This is a genomic window from Bacteroides clarus YIT 12056 (assembly GCF_900129655.1).
In the GTDB taxonomy this organism is placed as follows: Bacteria; Bacteroidota; Bacteroidia; order Bacteroidales; family Bacteroidaceae; genus Bacteroides; species Bacteroides clarus.
This window is the reverse complement of sequence record NZ_FQWK01000007.1, coordinates 40957-62072: the sequence shown is the minus strand read 5'-3', so window position 1 is coordinate 62072 and position 21116 is coordinate 40957. Positions and strand designations below refer to the sequence as shown.

At 46.3% G+C, this 21116-nt stretch carries 19 protein-coding genes and 2 tRNA genes; 8 read left to right on the top strand and 13 right to left on the bottom strand.

The annotated features are described in order from the left end of the window. The 4 genes from bamA to ribD form a co-directional block, all read right to left on the bottom strand. Positions 1-2640: an outer membrane protein assembly factor BamA gene (bamA, locus tag BUB52_RS13440; protein WP_009121866.1), complete on the bottom strand. Its 2640-nt coding sequence runs from the start codon at positions 2638-2640 to the stop codon at positions 1-3. 52 nt (positions 2641-2692) lie between these two features. After that, complete coding sequence (locus BUB52_RS13435) at positions 2693-3427, bottom strand: isoprenyl transferase (protein WP_009121867.1); 735 nt, start codon at positions 3425-3427, stop codon at positions 2693-2695. A 79-nt stretch (positions 3428-3506) separates the two neighbouring features. Then, positions 3507-4853: a DUF6242 domain-containing protein gene (locus BUB52_RS13430; protein ID WP_009121868.1), complete on the bottom strand. Its 1347-nt coding sequence runs from the start codon at positions 4851-4853 to the stop codon at positions 3507-3509. Positions 4854-4989: 136 nt separating this feature from the next. Continuing rightward, positions 4990-6033: a bifunctional diaminohydroxyphosphoribosylaminopyrimidine deaminase/5-amino-6-(5-phosphoribosylamino)uracil reductase RibD gene (ribD, locus tag BUB52_RS13425; protein WP_009121869.1), complete on the bottom strand. Its 1044-nt coding sequence runs from the start codon at positions 6031-6033 to the stop codon at positions 4990-4992. 55 nt (positions 6034-6088) lie between these two features. Here ribD and prmC point away from each other — a divergent pair, with 55 nt between their 5' ends. The 7 genes from prmC (at position 6089) to BUB52_RS13390 (ending at position 10325) form a co-directional block, all read left to right on the top strand. After that, on the top strand, positions 6089-6925 hold the full coding sequence (prmC, locus tag BUB52_RS13420) for a peptide chain release factor N(5)-glutamine methyltransferase (RefSeq protein WP_039950706.1): 837 nt from the start codon (positions 6089-6091) through the stop codon (positions 6923-6925). Next, positions 6922-7401 (top strand): regulatory protein RecX, encoded by a 480-nt coding sequence (locus BUB52_RS13415; protein ID WP_009121871.1) that lies wholly within the window; start codon positions 6922-6924, stop codon positions 7399-7401. Before prmC ends, BUB52_RS13415 begins: the two co-directional genes overlap by 4 nt. Positions 7402-7481: 80 nt before the next feature. Next, entirely contained in the window at positions 7482-8120 is a 639-nt protein-coding gene (gene pyrE, locus BUB52_RS13410) for an orotate phosphoribosyltransferase (protein WP_009121872.1), read from the top strand. Positions 8121-8214: 94 nt separating this feature from the next. After that, on the top strand, positions 8215-8625 hold the full coding sequence (locus BUB52_RS13405) for an SRPBCC family protein (RefSeq protein WP_009121873.1): 411 nt from the start codon (positions 8215-8217) through the stop codon (positions 8623-8625). A gap of 12 nt (positions 8626-8637) precedes the next feature. After that, positions 8638-9978 (top strand): argininosuccinate lyase, encoded by a 1341-nt coding sequence (gene argH, locus BUB52_RS13400; protein WP_009121874.1) that lies wholly within the window; start codon positions 8638-8640, stop codon positions 9976-9978. Between the two features lie 175 nt (positions 9979-10153). Beyond that, positions 10154-10226 (top strand) — tRNA-Gly (locus BUB52_RS13395). A gap of 15 nt (positions 10227-10241) precedes the next feature. Next, positions 10242-10325, top strand: a tRNA-Leu gene (locus tag BUB52_RS13390). A gap of 423 nt (positions 10326-10748) precedes the next feature. Here the strand turns inward: BUB52_RS13390 and BUB52_RS13385 are convergent. Continuing rightward, positions 10749-11966 (bottom strand): acyloxyacyl hydrolase, encoded by a 1218-nt coding sequence (locus tag BUB52_RS13385; protein WP_009121875.1) that lies wholly within the window; start codon positions 11964-11966, stop codon positions 10749-10751. Positions 11967-12111: 145 nt separating this feature from the next. Here BUB52_RS13385 and BUB52_RS13380 point away from each other — a divergent pair, with 145 nt between their 5' ends. Then, positions 12112-13740 (top strand): beta-N-acetylhexosaminidase, encoded by a 1629-nt coding sequence (locus BUB52_RS13380; protein ID WP_254302473.1) that lies wholly within the window; start codon positions 12112-12114, stop codon positions 13738-13740. A 108-nt stretch (positions 13741-13848) separates the two neighbouring features. Here BUB52_RS13380 and BUB52_RS13375 read toward each other — a convergent pair whose 3' ends face one another. From BUB52_RS13375 to BUB52_RS13340, 8 genes are all read right to left on the bottom strand, one after another. Further along, positions 13849-15504, bottom strand: a complete 1656-nt coding sequence (locus tag BUB52_RS13375) for an AMP-binding protein (RefSeq protein ID WP_039950708.1) — start codon at positions 15502-15504, stop codon at positions 13849-13851. 105 nt (positions 15505-15609) lie between these two features. Beyond that, on the bottom strand, positions 15610-16164 hold the full coding sequence (locus BUB52_RS13370) for a helix-turn-helix domain-containing protein (protein WP_009121878.1): 555 nt from the start codon (positions 16162-16164) through the stop codon (positions 15610-15612). A 28-nt stretch (positions 16165-16192) separates the two neighbouring features. After that, on the bottom strand, positions 16193-16966 hold the full coding sequence (proC, locus tag BUB52_RS13365) for a pyrroline-5-carboxylate reductase (protein ID WP_009121879.1): 774 nt from the start codon (positions 16964-16966) through the stop codon (positions 16193-16195). Between the two features lie 123 nt (positions 16967-17089). Continuing rightward, entirely contained in the window at positions 17090-18211 is a 1122-nt protein-coding gene (locus BUB52_RS13360) for an aspartate aminotransferase family protein (protein ID WP_009121880.1), read from the bottom strand. Positions 18212-18265: 54 nt separating this feature from the next. Beyond that, complete coding sequence (locus tag BUB52_RS13355; RefSeq protein WP_009121881.1) at positions 18266-18646, bottom strand: four helix bundle protein; 381 nt, start codon at positions 18644-18646, stop codon at positions 18266-18268. A 20-nt stretch (positions 18647-18666) separates the two neighbouring features. Further along, positions 18667-19635, bottom strand: coding sequence for an N-acetyl-gamma-glutamyl-phosphate reductase (gene argC, locus BUB52_RS13350; protein ID WP_009121882.1), 969 nt, complete (start codon positions 19633-19635; stop codon positions 18667-18669). Next, positions 19632-19829: a PspC domain-containing protein gene (locus BUB52_RS13345; protein WP_009121883.1), complete on the bottom strand. Its 198-nt coding sequence runs from the start codon at positions 19827-19829 to the stop codon at positions 19632-19634. Before BUB52_RS13345 ends, argC begins: the two co-directional genes overlap by 4 nt. A gap of 1 nt (position 19830) precedes the next feature. Beyond that, a complete protein-coding gene (locus BUB52_RS13340; RefSeq protein ID WP_009121884.1) occupies positions 19831-21045 on the bottom strand; it encodes an argininosuccinate synthase in 1215 nt (404 codons plus the stop codon). Positions 21046-21116: the final 71 nt, after the last annotated feature.

The following is a 21116-nucleotide window of genomic DNA, read 5'->3' as shown; positions in this document are numbered from 1 at the left end:
TTAGAACTCTTGTCCTAAGATGAAGTGGAACTGGCTGCCGCCGTACTCACTTCTTCCGAATACTTTGTCGAAACCGTAAGCCCAGTCGATACCCATCATACCAATCATAGGAAGGAAGATGCGGACACCGACACCAGCAGAACGTTTCAAATCAAACGGGTTGAATTTGTTTACATCTTGCCAAGCGTTACCGGCTTCAACAAAAGTCAACGCATAAATACTGGTACTTGTTTCCAGCATCAGCGGATATCTTAATTCCAGACCGAGACGTGTATATGCATAGCCTTCGTATCCATAAGGAGTAAGAGAGCTGTTTTCATATCCGCGCAAGGCAATACTTTCGGTTGCGTAGCTGGAATATCCTGTCATACCGTCGCCACCTACGTCAAAGGTTTCGAACGGAGATTTCTTATACTTGTTGTAGTGTCCCAACAAACCGAACTCTACGCGTCCCATCAATACCGGAGTGCGTTTTACGCTGATAGGGTCCATTAACGGGATGTATATTTTGGATTTGAATTTCCACTTGTGGTATTCTATCCATTTATGCATCTTGTTCATGTCGTCCTGACTGCTGGTACTGTATTTGCTGTAATCTGTACCGTCGAACAAGGAGTAAGGCGGTGTCAACTGTGCCGACAGCGAGAATTCGGAACCTTGACGCGGATAAATCGGATTGTCGATAGAGCTGCGTGACAAGGTGAGGTTTATACTCAGGTTGTTACACTTACCGTTGGTAACAGGGAAGTATTGCCAATCACTCAGGATGTAACGTTGGTAGGACAACTCTGCTGTAAATTGGAAGTAGTCATCTGGCCATTTCAGACGCTTACCGAACATCACGGCCAATCCCCACATCTGAATGGATTTGTCCGGGTCGTAATAGTTCTCGTAATTGTTATAGTTACCGTAGTTGTACATACCATAACCGTACATGCCGCTGTAATAGCTGTTGTAATAGTTATTCATGTATGCCGAATTATAGTAACGGCTGCTGATGTCTGTCTGACGAGAGTAGAACGCAGATACCGAGAACGCATTCGGACGCTTGCCTCCAAACCACGGGTCATAGAATGATACGCTGTATGACTGATAATATTTGGCATTGGTTTGTCCGCTGATAGTCAGCGTCTGTCCATCGCCTTGCGGCAGGATACCGCGATAGTTTTCACCCGGATGCAATAAGTTGGCAACGGAGAAGTTTGTGAACTTCAGGCTCAACTTACCGATGATACCCGTTTGTCCCCAACCGGCAGAGAATTCTACCTGGTCGTTTGCTTTGGAAACGAGGTCATAGCCGATATCTACCGTACCGTCTTCCGGTTTCGGCTGAATGTCCGGTTGGATTTGTTCAGGGTCAAAGTGTCCCATTTGCTGGATTTCACGCATGGAACGCATCAAGTCCTCACGGCTGAACAACTGTCCCGGACGGGTACGAAGTTCACGACGAACTACATTTTCGTATAGGCGGTCGTTACCATTGATGCTAATCTTGTTGATGGTAGCCTGGCGGCCTTCGAAGATACGCATTTCCAGGTCGATGGAGTCGCCTACGATATTAACTTCCACAGGGTCGAGCGAGTAGAAGAGATAACCGTTATTATAATAGAGGTTACCGATTGCATCTTCATCTGTGCTGGTACGTTCTTCCAATAACTTCTGATTGTAGACGTCACCTTTCTTCATGCGAAGCAGGAAATTCAATTGCTCGGAAGGATAAAGGGTGTTACCGACCCAGGTTACATTACGCAAGTAGTATTTCTGACCTTCTTCGATTTCCATGGAAATATCTACCGTACGGTCGTCATAAGGCTTGATACTGTCTTTTACGATCATGGCGTCACGATAACCCAATTCGTTGTACTTATCTATAATCAGCTGTTTATCAGCTTCAAAGTTTTCTTCAACGAACTTCTTGGTGCGGAACAGGTTAAGGAGCTTTCCCTTTTCATTCGTTTTCTTCATCACGCGCTTTAGTTTCTTGGTGGTGATGGCCTGGTTACCGGTAATGGTAATCTTATGTACTTTTACTTTCTCCTTTTTGTCGATGTTGATGTCGACCAAGACTTGATTGGCATTGTTGGGATCGTCTTTCTGGGTGATGATGACATCGGCATTCTTGAAACCTTTGTCGTCAAAGTAACGCTTTATCAGCGTCTTAGCGCGGTCTATCAAGTTCGGTGTAATCTGATTACCTTTAATCAAACCTACTCTGGCTTCCAAATCCTCACGTTCCGATTTCTTCACGCCGTGATAACGGATATCGGAAACACGGGGACGCATTGTCAGATGGATTGTAAGCCAAATCTGGTCGCCCTCGATTTTATCTGCTGTGATTTGTACATCAGAGAACAAACCGTGACGCCAATAACGTTTACAAGCTTGCGTTATCTCATCACCGGGTACGGTAATGGTCTGGCCTTTTGACAAACCGGATAGACCGATGATTACATAATCCTCATAATTCTTGGCTCCAACCACCTTTATATCTGCTATTTCATATTTCTTAGGCGTTCCCGAGTAAAGAATAACCGGCTTTTCGGCTTCATCGGTGTTGCTAATGTCCTGTGCCGAGCTGGTCGGTACACAGCTAAAGAGGCAGATAAACGTTACGAGTATGGAGAAAATACGATAGTACATCTTTTTATTTACTATTTTACAATTTACTATTTTACAATTTGTGTTTGTTCGGTCAACTGATTTGTTCACTGGTTTTTCCGAACCTGCGTTCACGCTTCTGATAGTCATAAATGGCTTTGTAAAGTTCCTCTTCACGAAAGTCCGGCCAATAGGTGTCGCAGAAATAAAGCTCCGAGTAAGCGCATTGCCAAAGCAGGTAATTGCTTAGACGAACTTCTCCGCCCGTACGTATCAACAGATCGGGATCGGGCATAAAGCTGGTGGTAAGATGCTGGGATACCAGATTGCTGTCTATCTGTCCGGGAGTTAATTCGCCTTTGTGTATTAGAGTTGCAATTTGGCGGGTCGCTTCCGTTATTTCCCAACGGGATGAGTAACTGATAGCCAGTACCAGAGACATTCCTGTGTTGTTGACGGTATGCGCGACACACGTTTCCAAGCGTTCCCGCACGTTGGCGGGCAACTTGGTCAGGTCTCCGATGATTCGGAATCTGATATTGTTCTTCATGAAAGTTTCTTCTTCGATAGAATCGAAAAGAAGCGCCATCAATGCAGCGACTTCATTAGAAGGACGATTCCAGTTCTCGGTGGAGAACGTATATAAAGTCAGATATTTGATGCCTAATTTTGACGCTTCTTCTGCAATGATATGCACAGTTTCGGCACCGGCTTGGTGTCCGAAGCTACGCTCTTGTCCACGCAGCTTTGCCCAACGTCCGTTACCGTCCATGATGATTGCCACGTGTTGTGGAATTCGGCTTAAATCAAGTTCTTCTTTATTTAGCATCTTTCTATACTTACATCTCTTGTCTTGGTTACTATTCTCGTTTTATACCTTATATATAAGGGAAACAGAAATAATAAGATTACTGCACTTCGGCCGACATCAGCTTGTTGAGATGGCCGCGCCAAACTGCATTTGTGCTTCCGTTGCCGCCGAAGATTACCCAGATATAGGGGGCATTTACTACAATGGAATAGGGGGCGGTTATTTCTGTCATATCTTTGTCTAACAAGAATTTTCTTTGGGTTTTACGCCAGGATATGCCGTCAACAGAAGTGTAAATGGCATCAAGCTTGTTTTCTTCTTTACTGCCGAAGATGTAATAGTTTTCACCGTAGTACATCACAACAGGGTTAGCGAGTTTAGGGCAATATACATTATAGGCTGTATTATTAAGTGGAACCCAATAGCTACCATTAGAGGAAACCCAAGGAACTGTTTGCTCTGATTGGTCATTGCCGGACTTGCCTACTATCATAACCTGAGGCTGGTAGTTAGATTCGAAGTTGGTGGAATATATGTTTTCAGTAGGAAAGTTTGTACCGCTGAATTCACCAGACTCTTTAGTAACTCCATCGTCCTTAGTGGTATAAACGTCATTATTGGTAATAACGGTAAGGATATTAGGGAAACTTGCTATCAATGCTTGGACATCACTCCCAAAGCGGTTTTCTTCGTTCCAATCACTTCCATTGGAAGAGGAATATACGGTGTTAGCTGTCGTAACAATATATAGCTTTTGCCCGTTATCTCCACTGAGGGTTACAAGAGAACTTAATTGGGCATTATTGGGGAAGCTTGTATATGCTTCTTTCGTCCAATTGCAATCGCTTGGATATTTATTGTTTTCATCAGGTTGTATAGCCGTTTTATATGCCGCATCTTGAGTGAATACCCATAATTCGTTATTGAATAATACTGCCTTTTGACCACTTGCAGGAGCGGGCACATATAGAGGAGAGCTCATAAGGTTCCATACCAAAGAGTCCGGGTCTTGCTTATGCATTCTGATTTTGAGAGTATACTCGTTTACAGTAACGCCGTCCGGAGCATGTACTTTAAACTTCATTCCGGTTTCATTGTTTACCGCTTTTCTAAGGTCTACCGAATCGGCTTTGTTGAATATCGTGTCGCCGTTGATGTTCATTTCATCTCTCGAAGTAATCCAGCCGCTTACGGTGAATGTATCGATTAATATGCGGTCAATAATCGTATCCGCTCCAATTGGCAATGAATCCTGATTATAGATTTCTCTGCTTAGTTGATCTATCGTGAATTTATAATATTTGCCGTATACGGTGTCGATGCCAAAAGCATGTACCGTTGCATCGGAGCTTAGTTCTACTGTATCGTCAGAGTCAAGGCACGAGCTTATTGCGATTGATACAAAAAGAAAACTCGCGATTATTGCTAAAAACTTTATTCTCATTTGAAAGATAGTGTTTATTTACAAGTTGCAAAAATAGGAACATTTTTTTCTATAAACAGCTTTATCGGCAAGTTTTATATAAAATTATAGATAATATGGCTGTTTTTCTCGATAAAAATGCCCTTGAATAAGGCTGTTAGCTTAATCTTGCAGCGGTGTAATGTCGAAAACTTCTACCGAAATATTGTTCGTTGGCATAAGGTATTTTATCGCCTATTTCAGGTGCTTTAACACCGGAAAACAGCATTGAAGGACTCTCTTCAACAAACGCTTCATCCCATAATTCCGCATCGATGAAAGACTGTAACAGGATGTTTCCGCCTTCAACTAATAGCGATTGCAGTCCTTGCGCATACAAATACTCCATGATTTGTGGCAATATATTCTGCCGGAAGTCGATGGGAATGTATTCAATGTTGGATTGTGGAGAATGCGGTTTCTCCGTGAATACGAGCGTACGGACATTTCCATCGAATAAATGTAGCTCGGGGGAGAGCTTTTGCTTTCTGTCTATAACGATTCGTACGGGCGACCGTCCCTGCCAATTGCGTACCGTCAGGCCGGGGTTGTCCAGTTCGGCTGTACGTGTGCCTACCATAATGGCGCTATGTTCCGCCCGCTTCTTGTGTACCAGCATGGAAGTCAATGGATTGGATAAGATAACCGGTTTTCCGCCTTCCCGGAAGTTGTCGATGTATCTATCGGCGGATTCCGCCCATTTCAGCGTAATATATGGACGATGCAAGGTATGAAATGTAATAAAGCGGCGGATTAAATTTCTACATTCCTGTTCCAGCACCCCGACGGTGACTTCCCGCCCCGCATCTTTCAGCTTTTGGATTCCTCGTCCTGCTACTTTGGCAAACGGGTCTTGGCAGCCTATCACGATGCGAGGAATTTGCTTCTCTATGATGAGGTCGGCGCAAGGCGGCGTTTTTCCATAATGGGAGCAAGGCTCCAGGCTGACGTAGATTGTGGAGCGCTTCAGCAGTGAAGGCTCTTTGACAGAGCGGATTGCATTGACCTCGGCATGCGCTTCACCGCAACGTACATGATATCCTTCACCGATAATTTTTCCGTCGCATACGACTACTGCACCCACCATCGGGTTGGGGGCGGCATTGCATAATCCGTTTTGAGCCAGTTGAATGCAGCGGCGCATATATTTTTCTTCTTCCATACTTTGTATTACTCTTAAACTTCCACTATTTTTGCAGCTCGAAATGCCGAACGTTATGAATATTTCCGTTGCTCATATTCGCCGTACTTTGCAGGAGAGTTACTCTGCACAAGAAGCTGCCAATCTATCCCGCATTGTCTGTTGCGAAATACTGGGACAGACGGCGGTTGATTATTATCTGGGCAAAGATATAATTTTATCCCCAAAAGAGATGCAGGATTTGGATGGCATTCTCGCTCGTTTGCATAATTTTGAACCGATACAGTATATACAGGGAACCGCCCGCTTTTTGGAACGTTCCTATCACGTGGCTCCCGGCGTGCTGATTCCCCGTCCGGAAACGGAGGAATTGGTGGAAACGATGTTAAAGGAGATTGCGTCCGATGCCCGTGTTCTTGATATAGGAACGGGGAGCGGATGTATCGCGGTCTCTCTTTCCAAAGCCTTTCCGGATGCGAAAGTAACAGCCTGGGATATTTCGGATGAAGCTTTGAATATTGCCCGACGAAATAACGATATGCTCGGAGGAAATGTACGCTTTCTCCGGCAAAACGTACTGACCTATACACCGGGAGACAGCGAATGTTATGATGTCATTGTCAGTAATCCGCCATATGTCACAGAGTCGGAGAAGCAAACGATGGAGCGCAATGTGCTGGACTGGGAACCTTTTTCGGCATTGTTTGTTCCGGATAACGATCCATTGCTTTTTTACCGGCGGATAGCGGAATTGGGCAAGACGATGCTTGCGCCCGGCGGCCGGTTGTATTTTGAAATAAATCGGGCTTACGGAGAAGCTACGGCGACGATGCTTTGTGAGCAGGGATATACCAATCTACAGGTTCTAAAAGATATTTCCGGAAATGACCGAATTGTAATCGCAGAACGATGATAGAAATTACAGAAACAGATGCTTTAAGCCGCCTGGCCGCTTATTGTTCTACTGCAGAGCATTGCCGTGCGGAAGTAACGGAGAAATTGCAGCGTTGGGGTATTTCTTATGATGCCATAGACCGTATCATCAACCGTTTGGAACAGGAAAAATACATTGATGAGGAACGCTTTTGCCGCGCCTTTATCCATGATAAGTACCGTTTTGCCAAATGGGGAAAAATAAAGATAGGGCAGGCGCTCCAATTAAAGAAAATCCCCCAAAGAGTTTTCTTTCAGTACCTGAATGAGATTGACGAAGATGAATATCTTGCCGTTCTGAATGATTTACTGGCGGCCAAGCGCAAGAGCGTTCATGCGGAAAATGAGTTCGAGCTGAATAATAAGTTGGTACGTTTCGCTCTGAGCCGGGGATTCGAAATGAAGGATATTCGTCATTGCATTACGCTTTCTGATGAAAATGATGATTTGGAGTAAAAATTATCCGTATTCTTTTTTTTATTCTCGTTAGCTTTCTGTATTTTTGCGGCATATTTATCATAATAGTTAGTTTAGCTATGAAAACTTTAGAAAGATTGTTTGCAGAGAAGTTGTTGAAGATTAAAGCGATTAAACTACAACCCGCTAATCCATTTACTTGGGCATCAGGATGGAAATCCCCGTTTTACTGTGATAACCGTAAAACTCTTTCATATCCTTCTCTCCGTAATTTCGTGAAGTTGGAAATTACGCGTCTGATTCTGGAACGTTTCGGTCAGGTTGATGCTATTGCCGGTGTTGCTACGGGAGCTATTCCTCAGGGAGCATTGGTGGCTGATGCATTGAACCTGCCATTTGTATATGTACGCTCTACTCCGAAAGACCACGGTTTGGAGAACTTGATAGAAGGCGAACTTCGTCCGGGCATGAAAGTGGTAGTGGTGGAAGATTTGATTTCTACCGGTGGAAGCAGCTTAAAAGCCGTTGAAGCTATCCGTCGTGACGGATGCGAAGTAATCGGTATGGTTGCCGCTTACACTTACGGATTCCCCATCGCGGAAAAAGCATTCAAGGATGCTAAAGTTCCTTTGGTGACACTGACCAATTATGAAGCTGTTATGGAAGTCGCTCTTCGTACAGGTTACATTGAAGAAGAAGATGTGGCTACGCTGAACGAATGGCGTAAAGACCCTGCGCATTGGGAAGCCGGAAAATAAGACTTATTTTATATAATGATAGATTATGACGAAAGAGCCATTCGGATAGATACTGTCCGGATAGTTCTTTTTGTCTTTTAAAGACCATTGGATTATGACAAAATTTGAGAGCGCGGTGAAGGTAATACCTGCTTCGCAAAATGCTGTTTATGAGAAGCTTTCAGACCTTAGCAATTTGGATAAGGTAAAAGACCGCCTACCGCAGGACAAGGTGAAGAATTTGAGTTTTGATGCGGAAACGCTGTCGATAGAAGTACCTCCGGTTGGGAAAATCGTATTGCAGATTGTGGAGAAAGAACCTTGTAAGTGTATCAAGTTTGCAACAACAACCTCGCCTCTGCCGTTCAATCTGTGGATACAGATAGTGCCCGTTACAGAAACGGAATGTAAAATGAAACTCACCATCGGTATGGAATTAAATCCGTTTATGAAAACTATGGTGCAGAAACCTTTACAGGAAGGACTGGAGAAAATGGCAGAGACCTTGTCACTGATTAATTACTAATTACTGAATCTTATGGCTCAGAAACTTTGGGAAAAATCCGTTCAGGTAAATAAGGATATAGAGCGTTTTACGGTGGGACGTGACCGTGAGATGGATCTTTACCTGGCAAAGCATGATGTGTTGGGCTCTATGGCACATATCACGATGCTGGAAAGTATCGGCTTGCTGACGAAAGATGAATTGTCCCTGCTGCTCGCGGAATTAAAGAATATCTATGCGGCTGCAGAGAATGGGGAGTTTGTGATAGAAGAGGGGGTGGAAGATGTTCACTCTCAGGTGGAGTTGATGCTGACTCGTAAGTTGGGTGATGTGGGAAAGAAAATCCATAGCGGTCGCTCTCGCAACGACCAGGTGCTGCTGGACTTGAAACTCTTTACCCGTACGGAGATAAAGGAAATCGCCGAAGCTGTGGAGCAACTTTTCCATGTGCTTATCATGCAGAGCGAACGTTATAAAAATGTGCTGATGCCGGGCTATACTCATTTGCAGATAGCGATGCCGTCGTCTTTCGGATTGTGGTTTGGCGCTTATGCGGAGAGTCTGGTGGATGATATGCTGTTCTTGCAGGCTGCCTTTAAGATGTGTAATCGTAATCCGCTGGGCTCTGCCGCCGGATATGGTTCGTCCTTCCCTTTGAATCGTACAATGACTACCCGGCTGTTGGGCTTCGATTCGCTGAATTATAATGTGGTGTATGCCCAAATGGGGCGTGGAAAAATGGAGCGTAATGTAGCTTTTGCTTTGGCAAGCATTGCGGGTACGATTTCCAAGCTGGCGTTTGATGCCTGTATGTTCAATAGCCAGAACTTCGGGTTTGTGAAGTTGCCGGATGAGTGCACTACCGGTTCAAGCATTATGCCGCATAAGAAGAATCCGGATGTTTTTGAACTGACACGTGCCAAATGCAATAAGCTTCAGTCGTTGCCCCAGCAGATAATGATGATAGCCAATAATCTGCCTTCCGGATATTTCCGCGACTTGCAGATTATTAAGGAAGTATTCCTGCCTGCTTTTCAGGAGTTGAAGGATTGTTTGCAGATGACGACTTATATAATGAACGAAATCAAAGTGAACGAACATATCCTTGACGACGATAAGTACCTGCTTATTTTTAGTGTGGAAGAGGTGAATCGTCTGGCTCGTGAAGGTATGCCGTTCCGGGATGCTTATAAGAAAGTCGGTTTGGACATTGAAGCCGGTAAGTTCTCTCATGGCAAAGAGGTACATCATACGCATGAAGGCAGTATAGGTAATCTGTGCAATGACGAAATCTCCGGTTTGATGCGGAAAGTTGTAGATGGCTTTAATTTTGAGACAATGGAACAGGCCGAGAAAGTATTGCTCGGTCGGTAATCGTAGAGAATTAACTTATTGTGGCGTACGATGTTAACTTCCTCTGCTCAGGATGTTAACTAATCAATGACAGCTCGGTTAACATCGTACACGCTACTTAGTTAACTTTTTTCCGGTGAAAAGTTTGGCTGTAACGGGGAAACTATTTATCTTTGCATCCGTTCTCCGGAAACCTGCGGAAATAGCTCAGTTGGTAGAGCATAACCTTGCCAAGGTTAGGGTCGCGAGTTCGAGTCTCGTTTTCCGCTCTCCTTTTTAAGGATGCTCGAATGGTGGAATGGTAGACACGAAGGACTTAAAATCCTTTGGCCATTGCGGCTGTGCGGGTTCAAGTCCCGCTTCGAGTACAAATGTTTTATAAAAGCTCTGTAAATCAATGATTTGCGGAGCTTTTTCTTTTCCCGCAGGTATATTACAGGCACAACCCGTAAATCCTTTAAAATCATCTCACGGGATGAATGGATTCATCTTATGAGACGGATAATTTTGTTTCGTGGGATGAATAAATCTATCCCGCAAGATGAATTATTTCGCCTTGCAGGACGGAGGAAGCGACACTCTTATGAAATCAAATCAATACATTTGGTACCCCTTCACCCGCTAACCCGCATAAATAGAAAGATATGAAAGGTGAAAGGGTATCTTGCATAAACAGCATTTCTGCTGAATACATACTCTAATCGTTTTTCTCTACTGTGATAATTCATTTTGCCATATATCAAAAAACTTTTTCACTATAGTCAAAATGAGATGTTGCGTATTCGTCCGGATTAATGATACAGACGGGGACGTTTATTATTAAACCGATAACCTATACCGAGCATCAGGTAGTTGGGCTCATGGAAATCTTTCAGGTTATATCCTATGTGCAGAAAGGTGTCGCGGGTCATGTCAATTTTGAGAGCCAATATTTGGTAGAATGATTGGAGGTCGCCACCGCCATGCAGGATATTGGCGCCGAAACCTATGCCGACAGTGAAATAAGGCATCACCCATTCTCCACGTGCGGATACACCCAATGAAAGTTGCTTGCGAAGCGGGGGAATACCGAACGCGTCTTCCTCATTGCCGCCGTCGAGCGGGGTAATGTAATCTTTGGCGTAAATATTGGCGCTTGCATCATACACGCCATCCAAAGATACTCCTGCGCGGAACTTATACCCGAAATTATACATAGGGGCAAAGCAGAATCCTGCTACGGCATATTTGTCGGGAGCCGGGACCTGTCCACCCGGTACATCGATAGCTTTCCTCCGCCACGAACCGAACAGTGTCAGGTCATAACTGACATGCCTGGGGAATGACGGAACCGGAATTTGTTGTGACGGTTGTAACGCTTTGTCTATATCCCGATTGAAATTATATACCACTCCGATTTTAAAATCTACCGTATTCAAACCGGTATTGGGATATTGGGTATTGCCGTTAGAGAAATGTACCGCCGCTGCGCCGATATTGAGGTCGAACCGCGGAGACAGTATCCAGTTCAGATGAATTCCGGCATTGAGATATGCATTGACTTTGGTTCCTATAACGGTATTATTGGCGTTGGCGAGGTAATCGTATGGTTTCCAGCCGAAAGATGCGCCGAATCCCCATTCGTAATTAAGTGATAAGCGGGGAGTGAACCTGGCAATACGGGCGCCTTGAAAAGCGTAGAGGGCGACAGGCGTTCCCATCTCCCTGCGGTTGCCGAAATCGAAATAGCCTACTCCTATTCCCTGATAAGAACTTCCGTATACTCGGTCGGCGGCCGTACCCGGTTGCAGTTGGAATGAGTATTTCAGATGGGCGGAGCAGGCGGAACCCAGTCTTTTGCGCATATAGTTTTCGCCCCGCAGGAAAGAGCTGGTGGGGAATATATATCCCGGTCGGCCTTCAATGCCGAGGCGGTGGATATAGCTATCTTGCGCGCATATATGGCCGGACAGGAACAGGATAATCATTAAGAGAAGCATCTCTCTTCCTGCCCGCATTCTACTACCCATGTGTCGTGGCGTTCTTCGTTAGTGATTGGATTCTTTTTGCAAAGCCCGATTCACGTGCAAATATAGTCCTTTTATCGTTTTATCTACATAAAAAGCTTATATTTGCAAAGCTAATAATTCATCATCTATGTTATTCAGGAAATTTATGACTGCAATCTTTGCAATCTCCGCACTTGCCGGACAGGCTCAGGAGAAACAGTTCAGTATTATTCCCGAACCGGCGGAGATAACCGTTGCCGGCGAGGGGACGGTTCAAATTGAAAGAGGCATGCTTGTCCGCGTGTCCGATTCTTCCCTGGTTGCGTCGGCTGATTTTCTTGCCGATTATACAAATCGTTATTTAGGTATCCCTCTGCGGGTCGATGTGCCAAAGAAGGGGAAAAAGCGTACGGCTGATAAGGCGGTAAACGGTATCGTTCTGGTCAATCGGAACAACGGTGAAGTTTCCGGAGGTTATCGGCTGGAAGTTATTCCCGGTACGGGTATCCGTATTGAAGGAAATGATGCGGCAGGCGTATTTTACGGGGTACAGACTTTGATTCAGATGTTGCCCGTACGAGCCGGTGTATTGCCGATTCTTGCAGCGGCCAAGGTCGTGGATTATCCCCGTTTCGCTTATCGGGGGATGCATCTGGATGTGGTACGCCATTTCTTTCCGGTAGAGTTTATCAAGAAGTATATAGACTATCTTGCTTTGCACAAACTGAATTATTTTCATTGGCATCTTACGGACGACCAGGCCTGGCGTGTAGAGATGAAGTGCCGGCCTGAGCTGACGGCGAAAGGTTCTGTGCGCGAAGGGGAAATAGAAGGACTGTATCCGGGAAAGTATCAGCCGCTTCCTTATGGCGGTTACTACACTCACGAAGACGTCCGCGAGGTGGTACGATATGCCGCCGAGCGATACATCACCGTTATACCGGAGATTGACATTCCCGGGCATTGCATGGCTGTGCTTGCCACTTATCCTCAATTCAGTACTACACCGGATGAGCCGAAGAAATGTGCGCTTACCTGGGGAATCTTCAATAAATTCAATAATGTGCTTGCTCCCAAACCGGAAGTTTTCGACTTTCTGAAAGATGTATTCTCGGAACTGTGCGACTTATTTCCCGGGCAATACATCCATGTGGGGGGTGATGAATGCGCCAAACGCTGGTGGCAGGAATCCGAGCAAACGCAACGGTTCATGCGCGACCATGGTCTGGCTGACGAGAAAGCCTTGCAAAGCTATTTTATCCATTATGTACAGGATGTTGTCAACGCTAAAGGGAAAACGCTTGTCGGCTGGGACGAGATATTGGAAGGCGGTATATCCGAGGATTGCATTATCATGAATTGGCGCCGTCCGAACTATGGCGTGAAAGCATTGAAAACCGGGCACCGTGCCATATTTGCCTGTTCGGCATGGTCGTATTTCAACATGAAAGAAAGCCGTACACAATCCGAGATAGGGCCGAGAGGACCTTTATCATTGGAGAAGGTGTATGATTTCCAAATTGTTCCCGATTCTTTGACTGACCGACAGACTGAACTTATCTGGGGCGCGCAAGGGTGCCTATGGACAGAGTATATTCCTACTACATGGAAAGTGGAGTTTTCTCTCTTTCCCCGTATGGCGGCGTTGGCCGAGAATGTCTGGTCGCCGGTAGAGAAGAAAAGCTGGGATAACTTTTCACGTAAGGTGGAAATGCAGTGTGAAAGGTATGAATTGTGGGGAGCGCGTTATTCGGATGCCTTTTTCCGTTTGCAGGATATAGTGCGGAAACGGTAAGTCTCATCCCTAAAAATAAAGGGAATGTGCCAAAATGATATGTTAATCATCATTTAGGCACATTCCTTCTTTTATAAACCTTGTATACCTCTTCTTTGTTCGAAGCGGTTATTTCTCATCGTTCTTCCGGATTTCCACACGGCGTATTTTACCGCTGATGGTTTTGGGAAGTTCGTCTACAAACTCTATGACGCGCGGATACTTGTAAGGTGCGGTCACTTTCTTTACGTGGTTCTGCAACTCCTTAATCAGTTCTTCTCCTGCACGGTCCTTATATTCTTTGGACAGTACGATGGTAGCTTTCACCACTTGTCCCCGGATTTCATCGGGAACTCCGGTAATGGCGCATTCTATAACCGCGGGATGCGTCATCAGGGCGCTTTCCACTTCGAACGGGCCGATGCGATAACCGCTGCTCTTGATAACGTCGTCGGCGCGTCCCACGAACCAGAGATAACCGTCCTCGTCTTTCCAGGCAACGTCGCCGGTGTAGTAGATGTTATCGTGCCATGCTTCATGGGTGCGGTTGGCGTCTCGATAATATTCTTTGAACAGACCGAGCGGTTTGCCTTTGTCGGTGCGGATTACAATCTGTCCTTGTTCACCGGCTTCTACCGAACGGCCGTCATAGTCTATCAGGTCTACATCGTATTGCGGGTTCGGAAGTCCCATGCTGCCCGGCTTGGGTTGCATCCACGGCATGGTGGCTACGGTAAGGGTGGTTTCGGTCTGTCCGAAGCCTTCCATCAGTTTGATGCCTGTCAGTTTCCTGAATGTATCGAATACGGCGGGATTCAGCGCTTCGCCGGCAATGGTGCAATACTGCAATGACGAGAGGTCGTACTTCGTCAGGTCTTCGTGAATCAGGAACCGGAAGATGGTAGGCGGCGCGCAAAGCGAGGTGACGTGATAGTCCTGTATCTTTGTCAGAATATCGGCGGGAGTGAATTTCTCGTGGTCGTATACAAAGATGTTGGCACCGGCTATCCACTGCCCGTACAGTTTGCCCCATACGGCTTTTCCCCAACCTGTATCGGCAATGGTGAGATGCAGGCTGTTTTCATGCAGATTATGCCAGAAACTTCCGGTAACGATATGTCCCAAAGGATACGTGAAGTCGTGGGCTACCATCTTCGGCTCACCGGTGGTTCCGCTGGTGAAGTACATCAAGGAAATGTCATCGTTGCTGTTGGCGTGTTCCGGTCTTACGAACGGGGCGGCATCGGCTATGCCTTTGTGGAAATCCTCAAAGCCTTCGGCTATCTCCGGACCTACACTCACCAGCTTCTTCACACTCGGAGAATCCGGCATGGCGGCGGTGATATGGTCGGTAATGACGCTTTCGCCTGCACAGACAATCATCTTGATGTCTGCGGCATTGCATCGGTATACGATATCTTTCTTGGTAAGTAAATGTGTGGCGGGAATAACGACGGCACCCAGTTTGTGCAGTGCGATGATGCTGAACCAGAACTCATAACGGCGTTTCAGAATCAGCATTACCATATCCCCGTGCCCGATGCCGAGACTCCGGAAATAGGAAGCCGTCATGTCCGTATAGCGCTTCATGTCGGCAAATGAGAACTGGATTTGTTCGCCCTTGTCGTTGGTCCAGAGCAATGCGGGCTTGTCGGGTTGTTCGGCAGCCCAGGCATCCACTACATCATAACCGAAGTTGAAATTCTCCGGTACGTTAATCTTTAAATTCTTGATAAAGTCCTCTTGAGAAGTGAAGGACGTTTGCGATAAAAATCTTTCTACCATAACTTTAGGGATTAAGAATGGGGAATTGGGTATTAAGAACCTGATGTACGGCATAAGCATACACCCCGTTCTTCATTCTTCGTTCTTCATTCTTCATTTATGTTGTTACATGATTACAGCAAGGAACCGTACTTTCTTTCCGTCCAGCGCTTTCATGCCGTGAGGCAGTTTGGAGTTGAAATACAAACTGTCTCCTTCGTTTAAAATTAAATCTTTGCCGTCGATACTCAGCATCATGCGGCCTTCCAGAACGAGGTTGAATTCCTGTCCCGAGTGGCTGTTGTAATGTATCGGATCGTTTTCCGGTTTGGGCTCTACGGTAACGATGAACGGATCGGCGTTGCGGTTCATGAAGCCGGCGGCCAGTGATTGGTATTTATAGGCTTTTGTACGCTCGATGCTGGTTCCTTTTCCTGCACGGGTAAGGAAGTAGCTGCTCATTTTCGGTTCTTCGCCGAACATCAATGCGTCCAGCGCAATGCCGTAACGGCGGGCTATCTTTTGCAGCATGCTTACGGAGATGTCAAACTCTCCCGTTTCTGCAAGACGGTATTCTTCTGCCGAGATGTCGCAATCGCGGGCGATGTCTTCGGTAGTCAGCTCCAATACGTCGCGCAATCCGCGCAGGCGTTCGGCGATTTGTTTAATCTGTTCGTCCATGTGGTTCGTATTAAGTGGATTAGTTCTGTTATTTACTTGCTTTTATGGCATTGATAATGGCGGAGGAGAATCCCCGGTGCTCCAGCTCATTGATGCCCTTGATTGTAATTCCGCCGGGAGTGCATACTTTGTCAATCTCCACACTGGGATGCGTATCGTTGTTCAGTATCAGTTCGGCGGCGCCTTTTACCGATTGGGCTATCATGCGCATTCCGTCCTTGGGGTAAATGCCCATCTCTATTCCGGCTTGCATGGCGGCCTGGATATATTTCAGTACGTAAGCAATGCCGCAGGAAGTCATGGCGGTGGCAGCCGCTATTTTTTCCTCGGGAATCAGCATGGCAAGTCCCATCTGGTTGAAGATGTCGAGCAGCAGTTGTTCCTGTTCTTTGCTTGCATTCCGGCTGGAGATAAGCGTCATGCTCTCCATCTCGCTGATAGCGGTGTTGGGGATGAGGCGGAACATAGTCATTTCCTTATCTGCCACATAGTGCGCCAACTCCTCGAAAGGTATGCCGGCCGCCACGGAGATAAGTATCTGTTTGCTTTTCAGTTTGAGTTCGCTCACTACGGACTTCATCAGCCACGGTTTAACGGCGAGTATGATAAGCTCGGCTCCGGTCACGGCTTCCTGGTTGTCGCGTGTGGTTTGCAACGCCGGGAATTCTGCCTTCAGTACATCCAATTTACTTTGCGTAGGATTAGAAACAATGATGTCATTGGCCGGGATGATGGTTCCTTTGGCCAAACCGCGGGCGATAGACCCGCCCATATTTCCTGCACCGATAATTGCTGTTTTCATATCATCTTGTAATTTAAAATGTTGTCTTCCGGCAAAGGTATGGATTTTCTATAAAAAACGACCGAAACAGGAAGGTATTCTTCTTTCGGTCGTCTCTTTTGTCGGCTGATTATTCTTCAAATATCAAAGTACTTTCTTAAAACGTTCCAGGAAGAGGTTCGCTTCGTCCATGCCGAGGCATAGAGGCGGCAACAGGCGGAGTACGTTCGTACCGCTGACACCCGTAAACACATGTTGTTCTTTCAGTAATTTCAGACGCAGTTCTTTGATAGGTTCTTCAAATTCAAGACCGATCATTAATCCGCGTCCGCGCACTTCTTTGATTTGCGGGAATTTCTTCAGTTCTTCCAGCAGGTATGCGCCTGTTTTGGCAGCGTTGGCTACGAGCTCTTCCTGCTCGATGACATCCAATACGGCAAGCGCTGCGCTACAAGCCAGATGGTTGCCGCCGAAAGTCGTTCCAAGCTGTCCGTAAACAGGAGTGAACATCGGACTGATAAGTATGCCTGCCATCGGGAAGCCGTTGCCTATACCTTTGGCTACGGTGATGATGTCGGCTTTAATGCCGTTGTACTGGTGGGCAAAGAACTTGCCGCTACGTCCGTAACCGCTCTGGATTTCATCCAGAACCAGTATGGTATTGTATTTGGTACAGGTTTCACGCAGGGCTTGCATAAACTCATCGGTCGGTAGCTGTATGCCGCCCACTCCCTGAATGCCTTCGATGATTACGGCGCATACATCGCCTTTTGACAGTTCGGCTTTCATTGCCTCTATGTCGTTCAGCGGGAGATAGGTTACGTGTCCGCAGTTATTGATAGGGGCGATGATTTTAGGATTGTCGGTCATCTCTACTGCCAATGAAGTCCGTCCGTGGAAAGCCTTTGAGAAAGATACCACGCGTGTCCGTCCGTTATAGAACGAAGCGAGTTTCAACGCGTTCTCGTTGGCTTCGGCTCCGCTGTTGATAAGGAACAGGGAGTAATCGTCGTATCCGCAGACCTTGCCCAACCGTTCTGCCAGTTGTTGCTGCAGTTTGTTGATAACGGAATTGGAATAGAATCCGAGTGTGGCAACTTGTTTGCTGATCATCTCTACGTAATGCGGATGTGCATGCCCGATAGAGATTACCGCATGACCGCCGTAGAGGTCGAGGTATTCCGTACCTTTGTCGTCCCATACATGGCAGCCTTTTCCTTTGACAATATTAATGTCGAAAAGGGGATATACATCGAATAGTTTCATTTCAATGAAGAATTAAGAATGAGGAATGAAGAATTGAGGGAGAGCACAATCCTTCTATCCTGCATTCATGTTATTTTTAACTGTTTTGATTGAGGAGATGAGCAAAGCTATCAGTTCTCCGCAATCGCTATCTATACTGTCAAACGAATTATTGGCGATGTAATCTGAATCTTTTAGCAGATTCAGCCAATAATCCGTTTCGTTGGCTTCTTTCAGTGCAACACTTAACTTGTTAATGAAGTCGGGGCGGCTTTGGGCAAACTCGGACTCTCGAACTAACGCTCCTATTGCCGTGCCTGAACGAAGAATTTGTTTACTCAAAATAAATTCCTGTTTATTCTCTCGCAAGAATTTTGTCATGCGTATTATCCTCAATGCGAATACATAACTTTTGGCATGTAGCAGTGAGTCTGTTCTGTTACGTGAATTCTTCATTCTTCATTTTTCGTTCTTCATTAAAAGGCCGATGGCTTCAGCCTGAGGCCGACCGTTTCTTCCAAATTGAACATCAGATTCATGTTGTGTACGGCTTGGCCGCTGGCTCCTTTCAGCAAGTTGTCTATACAGGAAATGATAAGAAGCTTGTCACCATGCTTTTCCAAATGTATAAGGCATTTGTTGGTGTTGACAACCTGCTTCAAATCTATGTTCTTGTCGACGATATGCGTAAAGGAGTCTTTGGCGTAATACTCTTCGTACATACGGACAATCTCTTCCAGCGCCACTTTGGTCTTTATCACGATAGTGGTAAAAATGCCGCGGGGAAAATCGCCGCGGTAGGGGATGAAATCGATGTCCGAATCAAAGCTGTTCTGGAGCTGTTTGAGCGATTGCCTGATTTCGGGCACGTGCTGGTGCTCGAAAGCTTTGTACACACTCATGTTGTTGTTGCGCCAGCTGAAGTGGCTTGTCGCTCCCGGCTTGACGCCCGCACCGGTACTGCCGGTGATGGCATTCACCATAATGTCATCGTTCAGCATCAGGTGCTTGGCAAGCGGAAGCAATCCCAGCTGGATGCAGGTTGCGAAGCATCCGGGATTGGCAACATGCTTTGCCGTACAGGTAGCCCGGCGGTTCAACTCGGGCAGTCCGTAAATAAAGTCATGGTCATCGCTCTTGATGCGATAGTCCATGGAGAGGTCGATTATTTTCAAGTCTTCCGGCAGGTTATGGCTTTCCATGAATTTCTTGGTGTCGCCATGTGCCGTGCAGAAGAAAAGCACATCAATCTCGTCCAACGGAAGTTCGTCGGTGAATACTAAATCTGTTTCTCCGTACAGTCCTTCGTGTACGTCGGTAATTTTGTTGCCGGCATTACTCGAGCTGTTGATGAATACGATTTCCGCTTCGGGATGATTCAGCAACAGGCGTATCAGTTCGCCTGCCGTGTATCCGGCTCCGCCGATGATTCCTACTTTAATCATATTGCAGTGTCTTTAGGTATGATGATACAGGCCAAGATGTAGAGCACGATTCCGGGAAACCCGGCAGTGAATATCGAGAGAAAGGCATATCCCAAGCGTACCAGTGTAGGGTCCAGACCGAAGTATTTGGCGAGGCCGCTACATACACCGCCAAGCATTTTGTCGTTGACGGAACGTGTCAGTTTCTTTTCCATATCAGATGTTTTCTTTTTCTTCTTTGTGGTTTGAGTAATAGGTGCGCAGTGCGGTGGAGGTCACTTTGATGAAGCCTTTGGCGTCTTCCGCAGTCCAGCCTTTCTGCATTTCACCGTATTCGCCGAATTTGTTCTTTACAAGGTCGTCTTCACTCTCCACGCCTACGGTGAAGAAGCTGAGCGGACGGAGTTCGAGAATGGCGGTACCGTTTACATTGCGCTGAGAAGACTCCAGCATGGCTTCAATATCGCGCATTACCGGTTCCAGGTATTGGCTTTCGTGCAGGAACATGCCGTACCAGTTGGCTACCTGGTCTTTCCAGTATTGCTGCCATTTGCTCAATGTGTATTTCTCAAGGAACTTGTGCGCGCCGATAATCAGCATGGGAGCGGCGGCTTCAAAACCTACACGGCCTTTGATACCGATAATCGTATCGCCCACGTGCATGTCACGGCCGATGCCGTAAGCCGCGCCGATTTCCTCTACCTTCTGGATGGCTTTGATGGGGTCGTCAAACTTTTCATCATTGACCGCTTTAAGTTCACCCTTTTCAAAGGTCAGGCGCAACTGCTCGCTGCCTTCTTTTGTACAATGTTTCAGGTAAGCGCTTTCGGGAAGTCCCTGTGCGGAATCCAGAATCTCACCGCCGCAAATGGAAGTACCCCACAAACCTACGTTATAGGAATATTTCAGTTTGGCGAAGTCGGCTGCAAAGCCGTGTTTGTTCAGATAGTCTATCTCTTCCTGGCGGCTCAATGCCATGTCGCGTGTCAAGGTGATGATTTCCACGCCCGGAGCCATTACAAGGAAAGTCATGTCGAAGCGTATCTGGTCGTTGCCCGCGCCGGTAGACCCATGCGCAATGGCATCTGCGCCTATTTCGTTGGCATAGCGTGCAATGGCCAATGCCTGGAAGATACGTTCGGAACTTACGGATATGGGATAAGTGCCGTTACGCAACACATTGCCGAATACCATGTATTTCAAGCTCTTTTCGTAATATTCCTGCGTTACGTCCAAAGTGATATATTTTACGGCACCCAACTTGTAGGCGTTTTCTTCGTTGGTTTTCAACTGCTCGGGGCTGAAACCACCGGTGTTGGCGCAAGCCGCATATACTTCGTATCCTTTCTCTTTAGCCAGATACATAACTGTGAATGAAGTATCCAGACCACCGCTGAATGCGACCACTACTTTTTTCTTCTTTGCTTCCATAAGTTTTAAATTAAGAGTGAAGAATTAAGAATGAAGAATTACTATGCAGCATAAAGCGCAGCCAAATTCTT

Bases quoted from the DNA above. Each gene is read 5' to 3' on its own strand.
- bamA (WP_009121866.1), bottom strand. From the start codon at position 2,640: ATGTACTATCGTATTTTCTCCATACTCGTAACGTTTATCTGCCTCTTT.
- BUB52_RS13435 (WP_009121867.1), bottom strand. From the start codon at position 3,427: ATGCTAAATAAAGAAGAACTTGATTTAAGCCGAATTCCACAACACGTG.
- BUB52_RS13430 (WP_009121868.1), bottom strand. From the start codon at position 4,853: ATGAGAATAAAGTTTTTAGCAATAATCGCGAGTTTTCTTTTTGTATCA.
- ribD (WP_009121869.1), bottom strand. From the start codon at position 6,033: ATGGAAGAAGAAAAATATATGCGCCGCTGCATTCAACTGGCTCAAAAC.
- prmC (WP_039950706.1), top strand. From the start codon at position 6,089: ATGAATATTTCCGTTGCTCATATTCGCCGTACTTTGCAGGAGAGTTAC.
- BUB52_RS13415 (WP_009121871.1), top strand. From the start codon at position 6,922: ATGATAGAAATTACAGAAACAGATGCTTTAAGCCGCCTGGCCGCTTAT.
- pyrE (WP_009121872.1), top strand. From the start codon at position 7,482: ATGAAAACTTTAGAAAGATTGTTTGCAGAGAAGTTGTTGAAGATTAAA.
- BUB52_RS13405 (WP_009121873.1), top strand. From the start codon at position 8,215: ATGACAAAATTTGAGAGCGCGGTGAAGGTAATACCTGCTTCGCAAAAT.
- argH (WP_009121874.1), top strand. From the start codon at position 8,638: ATGGCTCAGAAACTTTGGGAAAAATCCGTTCAGGTAAATAAGGATATA.
- BUB52_RS13385 (WP_009121875.1), bottom strand. From the start codon at position 11,966: ATGGGTAGTAGAATGCGGGCAGGAAGAGAGATGCTTCTCTTAATGATT.
- BUB52_RS13380 (WP_254302473.1), top strand. From the start codon at position 12,112: ATGACTGCAATCTTTGCAATCTCCGCACTTGCCGGACAGGCTCAGGAG.
- BUB52_RS13375 (WP_039950708.1), bottom strand. From the start codon at position 15,504: ATGGTAGAAAGATTTTTATCGCAAACGTCCTTCACTTCTCAAGAGGAC.
- BUB52_RS13370 (WP_009121878.1), bottom strand. From the start codon at position 16,164: ATGGACGAACAGATTAAACAAATCGCCGAACGCCTGCGCGGATTGCGC.
- proC (WP_009121879.1), bottom strand. From the start codon at position 16,966: ATGAAAACAGCAATTATCGGTGCAGGAAATATGGGCGGGTCTATCGCC.
- BUB52_RS13360 (WP_009121880.1), bottom strand. From the start codon at position 18,211: ATGAAACTATTCGATGTATATCCCCTTTTCGACATTAATATTGTCAAA.
- BUB52_RS13355 (WP_009121881.1), bottom strand. From the start codon at position 18,646: ATGAAGAATTCACGTAACAGAACAGACTCACTGCTACATGCCAAAAGT.
- argC (WP_009121882.1), bottom strand. From the start codon at position 19,635: ATGATTAAAGTAGGAATCATCGGCGGAGCCGGATACACGGCAGGCGAA.
- BUB52_RS13345 (WP_009121883.1), bottom strand. From the start codon at position 19,829: ATGGAAAAGAAACTGACACGTTCCGTCAACGACAAAATGCTTGGCGGT.
- BUB52_RS13340 (WP_009121884.1), bottom strand. From the start codon at position 21,045: ATGGAAGCAAAGAAGAAAAAAGTAGTGGTCGCATTCAGCGGTGGTCTG.